General features: G+C 68.2%; 14 protein-coding genes. 4 read left to right on the top strand and 10 right to left on the bottom strand.

Annotation, left to right across the window (positions count from 1 at the left end):
• On the bottom strand, window positions 1-997 hold a 997-nt coding region (locus AX709_RS01380; RefSeq protein ID WP_066545940.1), incomplete at its 3' end, for an aldehyde dehydrogenase family protein.
• Window positions 998-1,128: 131 nt separating this feature from the next.
• Here AX709_RS01380 and AX709_RS01375 point away from each other — a divergent pair.
• Together AX709_RS01375 and AX709_RS01370 are read left to right on the top strand one after the other, a co-directional pair.
• A complete protein-coding gene (locus tag AX709_RS01375; RefSeq protein ID WP_156454098.1) occupies window positions 1,129-3,066 on the top strand; it encodes a S9 family peptidase in 1,938 nt (645 codons plus the stop codon).
• Between the two features lie 141 nt (window positions 3,067-3,207).
• Window positions 3,208-3,966 carry a hypothetical protein gene (locus AX709_RS01370; protein ID WP_156454097.1) on the top strand — a complete coding sequence of 253 codons (759 nt, stop codon included), beginning with the start codon at window positions 3,208-3,210 and terminating at the stop codon, window positions 3,964-3,966.
• A 5-nt stretch (window positions 3,967-3,971) separates the two neighbouring features.
• On the opposite strand, the gene AX709_RS01365 is transcribed toward AX709_RS01370, so the two are convergent.
• Entirely contained in the window at window positions 3,972-4,715 is a 744-nt protein-coding gene (locus AX709_RS01365) for a prepilin peptidase (protein WP_231727385.1), read from the bottom strand.
• The gene (locus tag AX709_RS01360) at window positions 4,705-4,965 is read right to left on the bottom strand and encodes a hypothetical protein (RefSeq protein ID WP_156437732.1); all 261 of its coding nucleotides are present in this window, start codon (window positions 4,963-4,965) and stop codon (window positions 4,705-4,707) included. Before AX709_RS01360 ends, AX709_RS01365 begins: the two co-directional genes overlap by 11 nt.
• 233 nt (window positions 4,966-5,198) lie before the next feature.
• Here AX709_RS01360 and AX709_RS01355 point away from each other — a divergent pair, with 233 nt between their 5' ends.
• Window positions 5,199-6,386 (top strand): acetyl-CoA C-acyltransferase, encoded by a 1,188-nt coding sequence (locus AX709_RS01355; protein ID WP_066545932.1) that lies wholly within the window; start codon window positions 5,199-5,201, stop codon window positions 6,384-6,386.
• Between the two features lie 311 nt (window positions 6,387-6,697).
• Here the strand turns inward: AX709_RS01355 and hflX are convergent, their stop codons facing one another.
• From hflX to dusB, 7 genes are all read right to left on the bottom strand, one after another.
• A complete protein-coding gene (hflX, locus tag AX709_RS01350; protein WP_066545929.1) occupies window positions 6,698-7,984 on the bottom strand; it encodes a GTPase HflX in 1,287 nt (428 codons plus the stop codon).
• Entirely contained in the window at window positions 7,981-8,475 is a 495-nt protein-coding gene (hfq, locus tag AX709_RS01345; RefSeq protein ID WP_066545926.1) for an RNA chaperone Hfq, read from the bottom strand. Before hfq ends, hflX begins: the two co-directional genes overlap by 4 nt.
• A 121-nt stretch (window positions 8,476-8,596) precedes the next feature.
• Window positions 8,597-9,976, bottom strand: coding sequence for a nitrogen assimilation response regulator NtrX (ntrX, locus tag AX709_RS01340; protein WP_066479817.1), 1,380 nt, complete (start codon window positions 9,974-9,976; stop codon window positions 8,597-8,599).
• Window positions 9,977-9,980: 4 nt separating this feature from the next.
• Window positions 9,981-12,215, bottom strand: coding sequence for a sensor histidine kinase NtrY-like (locus tag AX709_RS01335; protein ID WP_231727384.1), 2,235 nt, complete (start codon window positions 12,213-12,215; stop codon window positions 9,981-9,983).
• A gap of 82 nt (window positions 12,216-12,297) precedes the next feature.
• On the bottom strand, window positions 12,298-13,743 hold the full coding sequence (gene ntrC / locus AX709_RS01330; protein ID WP_066545922.1) for a nitrogen regulation protein NR(I): 1,446 nt from the start codon (window positions 13,741-13,743) through the stop codon (window positions 12,298-12,300).
• Entirely contained in the window at window positions 13,740-14,876 is a 1,137-nt protein-coding gene (locus AX709_RS01325) for a two-component system sensor histidine kinase NtrB (protein ID WP_066545942.1), read from the bottom strand. The genes ntrC and AX709_RS01325 overlap by 4 nt, the downstream gene beginning before the upstream one ends.
• An 8-nt stretch (window positions 14,877-14,884) precedes the next feature.
• Window positions 14,885-15,883, bottom strand: a complete 999-nt coding sequence (dusB, locus tag AX709_RS01320; protein WP_066545945.1) for a tRNA dihydrouridine synthase DusB — start codon at window positions 15,881-15,883, stop codon at window positions 14,885-14,887.
• A gap of 80 nt (window positions 15,884-15,963) precedes the next feature.
• On the opposite strand from dusB, the gene ispD reads away from it, so the two are divergent.
• Window positions 15,964-16,627, top strand: a 664-nt coding sequence (ispD, locus tag AX709_RS01315; RefSeq protein ID WP_156454096.1) for a 2-C-methyl-D-erythritol 4-phosphate cytidylyltransferase, incomplete at its 3' end; no start/stop codon positions are given.

The raw sequence follows: 16,627 nt of genomic DNA, 5'->3' as shown, positions 1-16,627 counted from the left end.
CGATATGCAGTGGCATCTTGCGGCTGTTCGAGCTGGCGAAATCCTCGTTGGCGGGGTTGACCACCTCGACCGTCGCGCCCTTGGCGCGCGCGTCCTCAATCCAGCCGGTCAGGCGCTGGTGGTGGCGATCGTTGATGATCGACGTGTAATCGGGATTGTCGAGGATGGTCGGGTAGAAGCGCGTGGCCGCCCCCTTGATCGCGTCGACCATCTCCGCCTCGCGCGCCTGCGGCACCAGCAGATAATCGGGCGCGAGGCAGATTTGCCCCGCATTCATCATCTTGCCCATCGTCACCCGTTCGGCGGTGCGCGTCGCATCCGCCGACTGGCCGACGATCACCGGCGACTTGCCGCCGAGCTCGAGCGTCACCGGAGTCAGATTGTCGGCAGCGGCGTGCAAGATGTGGCGGCCGATACCGGTCGCGCCGGTGAAGATCAGGTGATCGAAGGGCAGCTCGGCAAACGCCTTCCCCACGTCCGGCCCGCCGCTCACGAACACCAGCTCGTCCGCCGCGAAGTATTTCGCCGCCAGCTCCTCGAACAAGGCAGCCGTCGCCGGAGTAAACTCGCTGGTCTTGACCATCGCGCGGTTACCCGCGGCGAACACCCCGGCGAGCGGCGACATCACCAGATTGACCGGGAAATTCCACGGCGAGATCACGCCGACCACGCCCTTGGGCTGATATTCGATCCACGCCTTTGCGCCCAGCAGCCCGAGCGGAAAGCGCACCGGCACCTTTTCGGGCCGCGCCCACGCCTCCAGCTTGGCCAAGGCGTGTTTCAGCGGCGCGACCGACGCCGCGATGTCGGTGATCATCGACTGTTCGCGGCTGCGATGGCCGAAATCCTCCGACAGCGCATCGCAGAAGCGCGCCGAATTGTCGGTCAGCATCGCGACCGATCGTTTCAGCCGGTCGCGTCGCGTGGCCATCGTCACGGGCAGCTCCGCATTGAATGCGGCACGCTGGCGCTCGAGCAGTTCGCGAATCTCCGTCATCCCGGCTCTCCAGATCAGTTTTGTTTCGCCACGTAATAACGCATTGCGAAGGCGCGGCAAGCTTCGGACATTGACCCAAACCCCCGGGATTGCGAGACGTTGCGCATAATCAAATGATCCGGGGAGTTTCGATGCGTCATCTGTTCCTGTCCGCCGCGTTGATCGCGCTCGCACCCGCCGCGCTCGCGCAGCAGGCACAAGTCACCACCCGCCAACAGGGCAGCGCGACGCTTCAGAACGTGCCGGAAATCCCGGCCGAGGTCCGTGAGGCGGTGCAGCGTTACCAGAACAGCCGGTCGGCAAGTTTCGAGGACTGGCTGCCCGACGGCTCCATGCTGATCACCACCCGCTTCGGCGCGACCCAGCAGCTGCACCGTGTCGCCGCGCCCGGTGCGGCGCGCACCCAGATCACCTATGGCAGCGAACCGGTCGCCGATGCGCGGGTCATCCCCGGCACCGACCGCTTCATCCTGACCCGCGACAATGGCGGCGACGAATGGTTCCAGCTCTATGCACGGGGCCTGGCCGGTACCGCCACCCGGCTGACCGAGGGCGGGACGACGCGGAACGGATCGCCGGTGTTCAGCCGCGACGGCCGCCTGCTCGTCTGGACCCGCGCGACCAAGGGGACCGCCGCCTATACCCTGCTCGCCACCGACCCGACGACCGGCGGCGCGGCGCGCACGCTCTATCAGGCCGACGGCGCGGTCCAGCCGGAGGATCTGTCGCCCGACAACGGCCAGCTCATCTTCTCGCGCAATCTGTCCAACCGTGAAAGCCAGCTGTTCCTGCTCGATCTCGCCAGCGGCAAGGCGAGCCGAATCGCACCCAAGGCCGCGCCCGCGCGCTACGAGAATCCCCGCTTCCTGCCCGGCGGTACCCGCATCCTGACGATCAGCGACGGCGACAGCGACGTCCGCCGGCTGGTCGAGATCGACCTCAAGACCGGCGCCGCCCGCGCGGTCAGCCCGCCGCTCGACTGGGACATCGAAGCCTATGACCTGAGCGACGACGGCCGCATCCTCGCCTATTCGATCAACCAGGACGGCGTGTCTAAGGTCGTCGTGCAGGATTTCCGCACCCGCCGCGCGCTGCCCCAGCCCGACCTGCCGACCGGCGTGCTGACCGCGCTCGACTTCTCGCCCGATGGCGGCAAGCTCGCGATCGGGCTCAGCGGCACCGCGTCCGCGGGCGACGTGTGGAGCTGGGACGTGACCGGCGGCCAGCTCACCCGCTGGACCCAGTCTGAACTGGGCGAACTTGATCCTACAAAGCTCGCCGAGCCGAGGCTGATCCGCTTCAAGTCATTCGACGGCTTGTCGGTCCCCGCCTTCGTCTATCGCCCGACCGGCATTCCCGCCGACCAGCGCACCCCGGTCATCATCGACATCCATGGCGGGCCGGAGGCACAGACGCGGCCCAACTGGAACTATGGCGCGCAGTATTTCGCCGACGTGCTCAAGGCGACGGTGATCCTCCCCAATGTCCGCGGCTCCGACGGCTATGGCAAACGCTATCTCAACCTCGACAATGCCGAAAAGCGCGAGGATTCGGTCAAGGACATCGGCGCGCTGCTCGACTGGATCGCCACCCAGCCCGGCCTCGATCCGAAGCGCGTCGCGGTCTATGGCCAATCCTATGGCGGCTACATGTCGCTGGCGGTGATGACGCATTATTCCGACCGACTGGTCGGCGGCGTCGAACGCTATGGCATCAGCGACTGGGTGTCGTTCCTGACCAATACCGAAGCCTATCGCCGCGACAACCGCCGCGCCGAATATGGCGACGAGCGCGACCCCAGGATGCGCGAGGTCTTCGCTCGCATCTCGCCGCTCGGCAACGTCCAGAAGATCACCAAGCCGATGCTGGTGATGCAAGGCGCCAACGACCCCCGCGTGCCGCAATCCGAGTCCGACCAGGTCGTCGCCAAGCTCCGCGCCAACGGCGTCGACACCTGGTACGTCCTGTTCGCCGACGAAGGCCATGGGTTCCAGAAGAAGCCGAACAATGACCTGCGGCGCGAGGTGGAGACGGTGTTTCTGGGGCGGTTGTTTGGGGCCATGAAATAGGGAGTGAACGCCGATCTAGTCGATCGATCGCCGCGGGGGCGCGGCACCCCTCAGCCAACCGGTCAAACCTTCTCCAATCCTGCCTGCTATGGTATGTACGGCGCGCGCAGTGGGGCGCGCGCGGTCGGGGGGCAGTCGGCCATGGCTTCAATCGTTGATGCGTCACGCGATCCCGGACTCGAGCGCGATCGCCGTTTCCGATCGCATCATCCTGGCGACGCCTATTTCTTCCCGGCGCTGGTCGTCGTCATCTGGGCGATCCTGCTGCTCGGGTTCGTCCCCGAAGTCATCCAGCGCATGGACGGCAATGTGCGACCCTATCCGTGGATCATTCACGTCCACGCGGTGGTGTTCTTCGGCTGGCTGGTTTTCCTCGCGTCACAGGTCACACTGATCCGCACGGGCATGGTGCGATGGCACCGCCGCATGGGGGTGATCGGCGTCGCGCTTGCGGTCGCGGTCGTGGTGGCTGGTCCGGCGGCGGCGCTCACGATGCATTTCGCGCATGAAGCGCGTCAACCGCCCCATTTCTTGGCCATTCAGCTTCTGAACATCGCCACCTTTGCGGGGTTCATCGCCGCTGCGGTGATCTGGCGCAAACATGCTGCGGCGCATAAGCGCCTGATCTTCGTCGGCACGTTGACGATCATCGGCGCGGGATTCGGCCGGATCGTCCGCCTGCTGACCGGCGGGCCGGCACCGTTCACGATCATCCCCGGCGTCTATCTGGCGGGCGACCTGCTGATCCTGTCGATGATCGTCTATGACATCGCGACGCGGGGCCGGCCGCATCCGGTCCTGCTCCCGGCGGCGGGCATCTCGTTCGCGGTGCAGTTGCTGGCCGGCTATCTTCTCAACTCGCCGGCCTGGATCGCATTCACCCACAATCTGGTGAACTGATCCCGCTACCCCATCACCCACACCCCAAACCCCGCCACCGCCAGCAGCGTCCCCAGCGGCAGCCGCGTCGCCCCCGTCACTTCGCGCCCGCGCAATCGCATGACCAGCGCGACGGCCAGCCCGAGCAGGCATGCGGCCAGCAACACCATCGGCAACGCCCGCCACCCCAGCCACAGCCCGATTGCGCCGAACAGCTTGGGGTCGCCGCCGCCCAGCCCCACGCGGCCGCGCAGCCGCTGATAGACTGCGGCCACGCTCCACAGCAGCGCAAAGCCCGCCGCGCCGCCGATCAGGCGGTCGGTAAGCCGCGGATCAAGCCCCGCCACCCCGCTCGCCAGCCCGGCGACCGCCAGCAGCGCATTGCCCCAATTGGGCAGCCAGAACGCGGCAAGGTCGAACGCCGCAAGCATTAGCAGCAGCCATCCGAACACCGCGCCCGCTACTCCGGCCCAGCCCGGTGCGGCCAGCCCGGCAACCAGCCCGATCGCGCCCGCCAGTAATTCGATCCACAAATGGCTCGGGTCGATCGCCCCGTCGCAGCGTCGACACCGCCCGCGCTGCACCACGAAGCTCAGCACCGGCACCAGCTCGACCGGCCCCAGCGTCGCCCCGCACCCGTCGCAGCGTGAGCGGCCCCTCAGCGCACTCTCCCCCGCGACGCCGCGCAACACGACCGTCGCGATGAAGCTGCCCAGGATCAGGCCGAGCCCGCCCAGCCCCGCGCCCCACCAGATCGCGTCAGTCGTCACCCTTTTTGCGGACCAGATAGCGATAGACGCCGAATACGTTGATCGCGAACAGGACGGCGTTCTGCGTGATCAACGCGCCGTCGCCGGTCAGCGCCGCACCGCTGATCCACGCGATCGACGAGACGACGAAGATGACGAAGCCCCACCCCGTCACCCGCCGCCCGCTGTCGAGCGACACCATCAGCGCCGCGGTAATCCCCGTGCCGGTGGCGAACCATTTCAGCACGCCGACGATCAGGCTGTCTTCCATTCGATCTCATCCCTTCAGCGCCTATGCCGCGCTGCGCGGCCCGGCAATGGTTTTGCAAATCCCCGACGGCCCGAGTAAAAGCCTGGCGGTCAACCAAGCTCCGTTCGTGTCGAGCGAAGTCGAGACACGCTGTCCAACAGAGCGTGTCTCGACTGCGCTCGACACCAACGGCAAAAAAACATCCGAACCAGTTCGCGTCTCGCCGCGACGGTTCAACCGCCGGAGCGCCGCAAATGTCCGCCGATCCCATCGTGATTCTTTCCTATGCCCGCACACCGATGGGCAGCTTCCAGGGGCTGCTGACCGACGCGTCGGCGACTCATCTGGGCGCAACCGCAGTCGGTGCGGCGGTCGAGCGCGCGGGGCTGTCGGGCGAGGCGATCGAGCGCATCTATATGGGCTGCGTGCTGCCCGCCGGGCTGGGTCAGGCCCCGGCGCGCCAGGCGGCGCTCGGCGCGGGGCTGCCGAGCCATGTCGAGGCAACGACGGTCAACAAGATGTGCGGATCGGGGATGCAGGCCGCGATCATGGCGACCGACGCGCTTGCGGCCGGCTCCGCCGACCTGATCGTCGCGGGCGGCATGGAGAGCATGACCAACGCGCCCTATCTGTCGACGCGCCATCGCGGCGGCGCGCGGATCGGCCATGATCGCCTGATCGACCATATGTATCTCGACGGGCTCGAGGACGCCTATGAGCCCGGCCGGCTGATGGGCAGCTTTGCCGAGGAGACTGCCGGCGAATATCAGTTCACCCGCGACCAGCAGGATGCCTATGCCATCGCCTCGCTCGAACGTGCCAAGCGTGCCCAGAATACGGGCGGGTTCGACCGGGAGATCGTCGCCGTCGAGGTTCAGGGCCGCAGGGGCATCAGCGTCGTCGACAAGGACGAACAGCCGCTAAAGGGCGATCCCGCCAAGATTCCGACGCTCAAGCCCGCGTTTGCGAAAGACGGGACGATCACCGCAGCCAACGCCTCGTCGATCTCCGACGGCGCGGCCGCGCTGGTGATGACGCGCGCGAGCGTCGCCGAGCGGCTGGGTCTCGATCCGGTTGCGCGTATCGTCGCGCACGGCGCGCATGCGCACGCCCCCGCCCGCTTCACCACCGCGCCGGTGGATGCGATGCGGAAGGCGCTCGACCGCGCGGGGTGGGGGATCGGCGATGTCGACCTGTTCGAGGTCAATGAGGCATTCGCCGTCGTCGCGATGATCGCGATGCGCGACCTGTCGATTTCGCATGACGTGCTGAACGTGAATGGCGGTGCCTGCGCACTCGGCCACCCGATCGGGGCCAGCGGCGCGCGCATCCTGGCGACGCTCCTGTCGGCGCTGCAGGCCAACGGCCAGAAGCGCGGCCTCGCCTCGCTGTGCATCGGCGGCGGCGAAGCGACCGCGATGGCAGTGGAACTGATGAACTGAGGGGGGTGCCTCCTACGTTTCCATCAATTTCCCATCCGCTCATCCTGGGTAGCCCTTGAGCTTGTCGAAGCAGCTACTCAGAGTCTGACTCGGAATGTGCATTTGATCGAGGAACGGATCGCATTTTTCTCGTCACCCCGGCCTTGAGCCGGGGTCCCGCTTCTTCTCGCGCCGGATCAGACAGCGGGGCCCCGGCTCAAGGCCGGGGCGACGGGAAGAAATGGGCTGGATTTTGCAGGATGTCTATTCCCGGTCAGCCTCTCAGGATGAGCGATTGAATATCATTCAAGATCCGGAAGCAGCCAAGCCCCCTACCGCCGCAAAAACCGCTCATATTCGCGCGGCGCCATTCGCACCTCGAACTGCGCCTGCTCGTCCTCGGTCCAGTGCGTCAGCACCTCGCCATGCTGGTGCAGCCATGCCGCGCCCGCGCCGTCGCCCATGTCGAGCGTGATGCGATAGCGGCGGTGGCTGGCGGTCAGCAGCTCGGCGATCCGCGCGGTCAGGGCCTCCACCCCGTCGCCGGTCAGCGCCGACACCGCCACGACATCCTCGCGCCGCGCCGCCTCGCCCAGCACTTCGGCGGCATCGTCCGCATCGAGCAGGTCGGTCTTGTTCCATGCCTCGATCCGCGGGGTCGTGTCGGCGACGCCCAGATCCTTCAGCACGCCCTCGACATCGTCGCGCTGCGCCAGGCTGTCGGGGTGCGCGATGTCGCGGACATGGACCAGCAGATCGGCCGACACCACTTCCTCCAGCGTCGCCTTGAACGCGGCGACCAGCTGCGTCGGCAGGTCGGACACGAACCCCACCGTGTCCGACAGGATCGCCTTGTCGATACCGGGCAGCGCGATCTGGCGCAGCGTCGGATCGAGTGTCGCGAACAGAAGATTTTCAGCCATCACGTCCGCCCCGGTCAGCCGGTTGAACAGCGTCGACTTGCCCGCATTGGTATAGCCGACCAGCGCGATGACGGGCCATGGCGCGCGCTGGCGCCGGTCGCGGTGGAGCGTGCGGGTGCGGCTCACCTGCTCGAGCTCGCGGCGCAGCTTGGTCATGCGATCGCGGATCATCCGACGGTCGGCCTCGATCTGGGTTTCGCCCGGACCGCCCAGAAAGCCGACGCCGCCGCGCTGGCGCTCCAGGTGGGTCCAGCTGCGCACCAGCCGTCCCGCCTGATAGTCGAGGTGCGCGAGTTCGACCTGCAACCGCCCCTCGGCGGTGCGCGCACGCTCGCCGAAAATCTCCAGGATCAGGCCAGTGCGGTCGATCACCTTGCACTTGAGCGCGGTTTCCAGGTTGCGCTGCTGCACCGGCGTCAGCGCCGCGTCGAACACCGCCAGCTCCAGCTCGCGGTCGCGCACCTCCTCGGCCAGCATCTCGACCTGGCCGGACCCGAGCAGCGTCGCGGGGCGCGCCGCGCGGATGCGATAGGCGATGCGCGCCACCACCTCGAGCCCGATCGCCTCGGCCAGTCCCGCGGTCTCCTCCAGTCGCGCATCGCTGTCGCGCGCCGACCCGCCCTGGTCGGGCAGGACGACCACGGTGCGTGCGCCGCGCGCGAACTCCTGCGCGTCGCGATCGAAGCCGTTGCTCAATCGCCGTCCATCGCGGCTTGTTCGTCCGCCAGATTGAGCGGGGTCGCCGGCTGGATCGTCGACACGGCGTGCTTGTAGACCAGCTGCGACATGCCATCGCGCTGGAGCAGCATGCAGAACAGGTCGAACGCCGCGATCTGGCCCTGCAGCATCACGCCGTTGACCAGGAACATGGTGACATTCTCCTGCTGGCGGCGCACCGCGCTCAGGAAGATTTCCTGCAGCAGCGGGTTCTTCGATCCGCCATGCTCGCCCACGCCCTCGATCACGGCGGTCAGGTCGACCGGCTGCGACGGCATGATCGTCGAGATTGCGTGTTTGTAGACCAGCTGCGACTGGCCGTCGCGGCGCAGCAGAACGGAGAAATTGTCGAACCAGGTGACGATGCCCTGCAGCTTCACGCCCTTGACCAGGAACATGGTCACCGGGGTCTTGCTGCGACGCAGGGCGTTGAGGAAAAGGTCCTGAAGTGAGCTTTGCTTGTCGGCCATGGTTTGCCCTTATTCTTGGCGGCGAACGCCGCGGTTACACCGATCTGTCGACGCGACGCGCGCGACATGGCGATGCGCCCGGCGTCAATCTAGGTACCGGCAAGCAAATCGTCCACCGGAGTCACTCGTCGCCGCGAACTTCAGTGATGCCGAGCAGCTTGAGTTTCCGGTGCAGCGCCGAACGCTCCATGCCGATGAACGTTGCGGTGCGCGAAATATTGCCCGAAAACCGCCGGATCTGGACGCGCAGATATTCGCGCTCGAACGATTCGCGCGCCTCGCGCAACGGCGCGCCCATGATTGCGCTGCCCCCGATCCCGCCATTGCCCCCCGGCGCGCCCAGCACTTCGGGCGGCAACAGGTCGATGTCGATGCGCTGGATGCGGTTGCCGGGGGCCAGGATGATGGTCCGCTCGACGACGTTGCGCAGCTGGCGGACATTGCCCGGCCATTCATAGGATTGCAGCGCGACCATCGCGTCGGCGGCGATCTCCGGCGTCGTCACCCGGCGCTCGGCGGCGTAATGCGCGACGAAATGCTCGACCAGCGGCGGAATGTCCTCGCGACGTTCGGCCAGCGGCGGGATCGCCACGGGCACGACGTTCAGCCGGTAATACAGGTCCTCGCGGAAGCGCCCCTCGGCAATCTCGACCATCAGGTCGCGCGCGGTGGCGGAAACGACGCGGACGTCGACCTTGACCATCCGCTGGCCGCCGACGCGGGTAAAGCTCTGGTCGGTCAGCGCGCGCAGGATGCGCGCCTGTGTCGTCACCGGCATGTCGGCAATCTCGTCCAGGAACAGCGTGCCGCCATGCGCCTGTTCGAACAGGCCGGGGCGGACCAGGTCGCCTGCTTCCTCGACCCCGAACAGCTCCTCTTCGACGCGCTCGGGCGTCATCCGCGCGGCGCTGACGATGACGAAGGGCGCATTGGCGCGCGGGCTCCAGCCGTGCAGCAGCCGCGCCGCCACTTCCTTGCCCACGCCCGCCCCCCCGGTGATCAGCACCCGGCTGCCCGTCGATGCCACGCGCTTCAGCGTCGCGCGCACCGAACTGATCGCGGACGAATTGCCGGTCAGGTCGTCCTCGCGGCCCGCCGATGCGCGCAGCGACGCGACCTCGCGCCGCAGCCGCTCGGTCTCGGTCGCGCGCTGGACCAGGAACAGCAGGCGTTCGGCCTCGAACGGCTTCTCGATGAAATCCACTGCGCCGCGCCGGATCGCCGCGACCGCGGTGTCCAGATTGCCGTGGCCCGAAATCACCAGCACCGGGATCGACGGATCGCGCCGCTTGATCTCCTCCAGCAGCTCCAGCCCGTCGAGCCGCGACCCCTGAAGCCAGACGTCGAGCAGGACGAGCGAGGGCCGGCGCGCCGCCACCGCCTCCAGCGCCGCGTCGGAATCGGCGGCGTCGCGGGTCTCGTACCCCTCGTCCTCCAGCACCCCCGCCACCAGCTCGCGGATGTCGCGCTCGTCATCGACGACCAGAATATCCAGCTTCATTCATTCATCCTTGGCGTTTGATCGGCGTGGGCAATGCGGGTTCGGCGGCGTCGGCGAGCGTTTCGTCGGCGTTCCCCGCCAGATTCTGAAGCAGACCCGAATCGAAGGTCAGCGTGACACAGGTCCCGCCACCGGCGCGATCGGCGAATTCGATGCGGCCGAAATGCTCCTCGACGATCTTCTTGACGATGGCTAGGCCCAGCCCCGTGCCGCGGCTGCGCGTCGTCATATAGGGTTCGACGATGCGGTTGCGGTCGACCGGCAGCCCGACGCCGTTGTCGGCGATGGTCAGCACGACCTCGCCCGCCGTGGTGCCAGCCGCGACCGTCACCTGCACCTCGCCCTGCGGCAGGTCCTCGCCGCTGCGCGCCGCGATCGCCTCGATCGCGTTCTTGACGATGTTGGTCACCGCCTGGCCGATCTGGCGGCGGTCGCAGACCAGTGGCGCGCCGTGCAGCCGATCGTCGAGCCGGAACGCGATTTCGGGATGCGCGACCTCGTGCAGGAACACCGACTGGCGCGCGATGTCGGCCAGCGGCTCCTCGCGGAACACGGGCTTGGGCATCCGCGCGAAGGACGAAAACTCGTCGACCATGCGTCGCAGGTCGCCAACCTGGCGGACGATCGTGTCGGTCAACCGGGCGAAGACGCTGTCATCCGCGTCGATCTGCTTGCCATAGCGCCGCTGCAGCCGCTCGGCGGCCAGCTGGATCGGGGTCAGCGGGTTCTTGATCTCGTGCGCGATGCGGCGCGCGACGTCGGACCAGGCGGCCCGGCGCTGGTCGAGCAGCTGCTGGGTGATGTCGTCAAAGGTCAGGATGTGCCCGCCCTCGTCGCGCGTCACCTTCACCGCCAGCGTCTTCGCCTCGCCGCCGGCGACGAGCTGGACGATCGCCTCGCGCGCGCCGTCGTCGATCAGCGCGTCGAGCTCGGGTGCCACTTCGGCGAGCGGACGACCGACCGTCGCGCCCTCGCTCGCCTTCAGCAGCTGCATCGCGGACGCGTTGACGAGTCGCACCGCGCGTACGTCGTCGATCGACACGATGCCTGCGGTGACGCCCGACATCACCGCCTCGATCAGCGCACGGCGGCTTTCGAGCTGCGCGTTGGCCGCGACCAGGTCGCCCGTCTGCTGCTCCAGCCGCGACGTCATCTGGTTGAACGCCTGCGCCAATGTGCCGATTTCGTCGCGGCTGTCGGGTTCGGCGACCCGTGCGGTCAGCTCGCCGCCGGCAACGCGCTGCGCCGCGTCGACCAGCGCGCCGACCGGGCGCACCAGCCGGTCCGCCACCTTCAGGGCGACGAACACCGCCAGCCCGACGATCAGCAGCGAAATGCCGAGCAGCGCCGCGTTGAAGCGCAATTGCAACAGCCGCGACCGCTCGCGCAGCGCCCGGTAATCCGCCGCGACCGCTTCGGCACGCTGGCGGCGCTGCATCAACTCGCGCGCGCCGACGACCCGGCCCGACGCAACGAAATAATCGGTCTTGGGCACCGGCGCGATCGACTGGACCCGCTCGCCGTTCACCGTGACGATGCTTGGCCGGCCCGCCTGGATCGCGCGGATGTCCTGGATGCGGATACCGTTGACGACGCCCGTCTCATACGGGTCGACGAGCGCATAGGTCAGGATTTCGCCGCTGTCGGTCACCTTGAAGACGACCGATTCGGCCAGGCTGTGCTGGAACACGCCCTGCGCATAATTGACCACGAAATTGGGGTTGTCGAAGTCCCACGAAAACTCGGTCAGCATCCGCGACACGTCGTTGGCGAGCGCGACATTCTCCGAATCGACGTAGCGCGTCATCTCCTCATAGGATTCGCGCGCCAGCGTCGCGGCGTTCTCGATCATCCCGCGCGCCTTGTCCGAATACCAGAATTCGACGCCATATTGGAAAAGCAGCGAGGCAAAGACGGTGACGAGCAGCATCGGGACGCTCGCCAGCACGGAGAAGATGGCGACCAGCCGAACGTGGAGCCGCCCCCCGCCCGCCAGCGGCGACCCGGCCGCACGGCGTCTGGCGGCGCGCCGGCCGATCAGTACGAGCAGCGCCATCCAGGGCAGGAGATTGGCGACGAGCAGCAACGCGACGAGCGGGGGAGTGAGCAGTCGCTGCGACTGCACGTCGCCGCTCAGCACCGCATAGCTGCCGACCCCGACGCCCAGCCCCGTGGCCAGTGCCAGCAGTTCGAGCACCGGACTGCTGCCGCTGCGCAAGCCCGCGATCTGCCGGTTCAAGGCGCCATTCATGCCTGCCACGTGGCATCGATACAACAATGCCGTTGCCGGGAAAACACAAGATTGCGCACGTGCGTCGCGGCTAGGGCTCCTCGCGGCGCACCGGCGTCGCGGCGGGGATCTCGAGCAGGTCGATGCGCTTGCGCAGCGTGTTGCGGTTGATGCCCAGCACGCGGGCGGCGCGCAGCTGGTTGTTGCCCGTCCGCGCCAGGATGGCGGCGATCAGCGGTCGCTCGACCGACGCGATCAGGCGTTCGTGCAGGCTGCCGTCCTCCAGCGCGCCTGGCTCGGCCGCCAGCAGCCGCGTGAGCCATGCCATCACGGCCGCGTCCATGTCGCCATCCGCCACAGGTTCCGCCGGGGCGATGCCGCCGCCGATCAGGTCGCGCAGTTCGACTGCGCTGATCACCTCGTCGCGACCAAGCGCCGCGCTGCGCCGCATCAGGTTTTCGAGCTCGCGGACATTGCCCGGCCAGCCGTGGCGCTCCAGCACTCCGATCGCGTCCGCCGCCAGCCGCTTGAGCGGTAGCCCGGCCTCGGCTGCGCGCTCCAGGAAATGGCGGGCGAGCAGCGCGATATCCTGTCGCCGCTCGCGCAGCGCGGGCAGGGTCACCGGGATGACGTTGAGCCGGTAGAACAGGTCCTCGCGGAACTGCCCCCGCTGGACCAGCGCGGCCAGGTCGCGGTTGGTCGCCGCGACGATGCGCACATCGGCGCGAATCATGCGCGATCCGCCGACCGTCGTGAACTCGCCCTGCTGCAGGACGCGCAGCAGCCGGGTCTGCGCATCCATCGGCATGTCGCCGATCTCGTCGAGGAACAGCGTGCCGCCCGCCGCCAGCTCGAACTTGCCCGCCACGCGCGCCTGCGCGCCCGTGAACGCGCCGCGTTCGTGCCCGAACAGCTCCGCCTCGATCAGGTCGCGCGGGATCGCCGCCATGTTGATCGCGATGAAGGGCGCGCGGCGGCGCGGGCCAAGGTCGTGGATCGCGCGCGCGACCAGCTCCTTGCCCGTGCCCGACTCGCCGGAGATCAATACCGTCAGGTCGTTGGAAACCACGCGCGCGATCACGCGATAGACATCCTGCATTGCGGGCGACCGCCCGATCAGCGGCATCGCACGGTCCGCGTCGTCCAGCGGCTCGAGCGCATCCCCCCGGCTGCGCGCCAGCGCGCTGGCGACGACGCGGGTCAGCACGTCGAGGTCGAAGGGCTTGGGCAGATACTCGAACGCGCCCGCCTCGTTCGCGCGTACCGCGGTGGACAGCGTGTTCTGGGCCGACAGCACGATGACCGGCAAAGACGGCGCGCGCGCGCTCAGCTCGCCGACCCGTTCCAGCCCGTCGCCATCGGGCAGGACGACGTCGGTGATCAGCACGTCGGGCAGCCCCGCCGCCAGCGCCGCGTCGAGCTCGGCCAGCGACTGCGCGCTCGTCACCCGGTGTCCGGCGCGGCGCATCGCCTGGCCGACGACGGTGCGGATCGCGGCATCGTCCTCCAGCACCAGCACATGGCTCTGCCGGGTCATGGCCGCGGCTCGGGTGCGCGGGGCAGCAGGACGCGGAACACGGTGTGCTCCGGATCCCCCTCGCGCGCGTATTGGACGATGCCGCCCATGTCGCCCAGCAGCTTCTCGACCAGCGGCAGGCCGAGCCCGCGGCCGTCGCGCTTGCCCGAAACGAAGGGCTCGAACAGGTGGTCGGCCAGGTCGGCGGGCGCGCCGGGGCCGTTGTCGGCGACGATGATCTCGATCGGCAGCGGCACGCGCGGCTTGCCAGGGGCCAGGCTGAACGACACGCCGTGCCGATAGGCAGTGGCAAGCGTGATGCGCGGCGCGGCAATCATGGTGACCGCCTCGGCAGCGTTCTTGAGCAGGTTGATCATCACCTGCAGGAACGCGTCGCGATCCAGCATCACGTCGGGCAGCGACGGGTCGAACCGTTCCTCGATCGGCATGTCGCGCGCGAAGCCGGCAATCGCGACCTGGCGCGCATGGCTCAACAGCGGATAGATGTTGGTTCGCTGCAGGTTGGGTGGCCGGGTGTCGGTAAAATCCTGCATCCGGTCGATCAACGCGGCGATGCGATCAACCTCGCTGGTGATCAGGCCGGTCAGCTCGGCCGTCATGCCCGGTCCCGCGGCGTCGAGCCCCGGCGCCGCAGGATCGGCCGATGCCAGCAATTGCGCCGCGCCGCGGATGCCCGACAATGGATTCTTGATCTCGTGCGCCAGCATCGCCGCCGCCCCGACTGCCGCGCGGGTGCCGCCAGGCCGGTCGCTCCCCTGCCCGCCACGCCGCGCGACCGAGACGGCATTCAGCGTGACGATGCGCCAGCCGCTCGGCTCGCTGATCACCGCTTCTGCGAAATCGGCCCGGAAACGCCCGCCACGGACCAGCATGACCTCGGCATCGAAAGTGGCAAAGCCGTGCCCCGGCCGCCGCGCGGCATAGCCGGCCGGCGGCACGATCACCGCATCGAGCGGCCGGCGGCGCATCGCGCGCTCGGACAGGTTGAGCAGGTGTTCGGCGGCGATGTTGGCGTGGACGATCGCGCCTTCGCCATCGAGCACCAGCGTCGCCACCGGATGCGCGGCGAAAATCTCGGCAAAGCCAGGCAGCGTGGGTGCCGGCGGCGGTACGCACGCCGGTCCCGATGCCACCGCGACCCTCAGGCCGCCGCGCGCGAACGCCACGGCGCGTAGAACGCCGCCAGCATCGCCTGCACGCGCTTGGGGTCGGGCTCCTGGTTCACCCGGTTGCGGAACTCCGCCGATCCGTGCAGCCCGCGGGTGTACCAGCCAATATGCTTGCGCGCCATGTTGACACCGGTTTCGACGCCATAATGGCTGAGCATCGCGTCGTAATGCTCGGTGATCAGGTGATATTGCTCCTCGATCGTCGGATCGGGCACCTCGCGCCCCTCGGCGAACCACGCCATCACCTGGCCGAGCAGCCACGGCTTGCCATAGGCACCGCGCCCGATCATCACCCCATCCGCGCCCGATTGCGCCAGCGCGGCTTCGGCATCCGCGATCGAGCAGATGTCGCCATTGACGATCACCGGCAGCGTCACCGCATCCTTGACCTTGCGGACGAACGCCCAGTCGGCATTGCCCTTGTACATCTGGTTGCGCGTGCGGCCGTGCACCGTGATCATCTGCGCGCCCAGGTCCTGCGCGATCCGGGCAAGCTCGGGTGCGTTCAGGCTCGAATGGTCCCAGCCCATCCGCATCTTGACCGTCACCGGCACGTCGACCGCCTTCACCGTCGCCTCGATCAGCGATGCGGCGAGCGGCAGGTCGCGCATCAGCGCGGAGCCGGCATCGCCGTTGACGATCTTCTTGACCGGGCAGCCCATGTTGATGTCGATGATGGCCGCGCCGCGATCGGCGTTGAGCTTGGCCGCTTCGGCCATCTCGTGCGGGGAGCAGCCCGCGAGCTGCATCGAGATCGGTTCCTCGACCCAGTCCCACGCCGCCTTCTGCAGCGACTGGCGCGTCTCGCGGATCATCGCCTGGCTGGCGATCATCTCGGTGACGTTCAGACCCGAGCCGTAACGGCGCACCAGCGTGCGGAACGGCAGGTCGGTGACGCCCGTCATCGGCGCCAGGATCACCGGCGCGTCGATCGTCACGGGTCCGATGCGGATGGGGGAAAGTCTGCTCATCATCTGCCTAAAAATCAGGCAGCGCCATAAGGCCTTGCGGGGTTACTGACAAGGCGGCGTCGAATGGCTAGGGCGACGCGATGATTCAACGCCGCCCCCCCGTCGTTCGGGCCATCATCGTCGCCGCCGGCACCGGCACGCGGACCGGCCGCGCGCTGCCCAAGCAGTTCGCCGATCTCGCGGGCCGGCCGATGATCGCGCACAGCCACGCCGCACTGGCCGGGCATCCGGCGATCGCAGGGGTGCTGTGCGTCATCGGCGAGGGCCAGCAGGCGTTGCTCGCCGACGCGCTGGGCGATGTCCCGCACGTTCTCGGCGGGGCCAGCCGCCGGCAATCGGTCGCCAATGGGCTGGCGGCGATCGCCGCGTCGGGCGGTGCCGATGTCGTGCTGGTCCACGACGCCGCGCGCCCCTTCCTCAGCGCCGAGGTGATCGACCGGCTGGTCGCGGCGCTCGACGACGCGGCGGGTGCGATCCCGGTGCTGTCGGTGGCCGACACGTTGGCGCGCGGCCAGGCGGGCGTGCTCGGCGACATCGTGCCGCGCGACGGCCTGTATCGCGTCCAGACGCCCCAAGCGTTCCGCTTCGACCTGCTCACCGCCGCCCACGCGGCCTGGCCCGCCGACCGCGAGGCGACCGACGATGCCCAGATGGTCCGCGCGATCGGCCATCGGGTCGCGCTGGTCGCGGGCGATTCGCAGCTGGAAAAGATCACCTTTGCCGAGGATTTCGACCGGATGAACC

The organism is Sphingomonas sp. CCH15-F11, from assembly GCF_001557005.1.
Taxonomy (GTDB): Bacteria; Pseudomonadota; Alphaproteobacteria; order Sphingomonadales; family Sphingomonadaceae; genus Sphingomonas.
Note: the sequence above shows the minus strand (reverse complement) of the source record. Positions and strands in the feature narration are given on the sequence as shown.

Excerpts from the sequence above, each read along its gene's own strand:
- ntrC (WP_066545922.1), bottom strand. The coding sequence starts at position 13,743 with ATGACCCGGCAGAGCCATGTGCTGGTGCTGGAGGACGATGCCGCGATC.
- AX709_RS01360 (WP_156437732.1), bottom strand. The coding sequence starts at position 4,965 with ATGGAAGACAGCCTGATCGTCGGCGTGCTGAAATGGTTCGCCACCGGC.
- AX709_RS01375 (WP_156454098.1), top strand. The coding sequence starts at position 1,129 with ATGCGTCATCTGTTCCTGTCCGCCGCGTTGATCGCGCTCGCACCCGCC.
- AX709_RS01355 (WP_066545932.1), top strand. The coding sequence starts at position 5,199 with ATGTCCGCCGATCCCATCGTGATTCTTTCCTATGCCCGCACACCGATG.
- hfq (WP_066545926.1), bottom strand. The coding sequence starts at position 8,475 with ATGGCCGACAAGCAAAGCTCACTTCAGGACCTTTTCCTCAACGCCCTG.
- AX709_RS01370 (WP_156454097.1), top strand. The coding sequence starts at position 3,208 with ATGGCTTCAATCGTTGATGCGTCACGCGATCCCGGACTCGAGCGCGAT.
- ntrX (WP_066479817.1), bottom strand. The coding sequence starts at position 9,976 with ATGAAGCTGGATATTCTGGTCGTCGATGACGAGCGCGACATCCGCGAG.
- dusB (WP_066545945.1), bottom strand. The coding sequence starts at position 15,883 with ATGAGCAGACTTTCCCCCATCCGCATCGGACCCGTGACGATCGACGCG.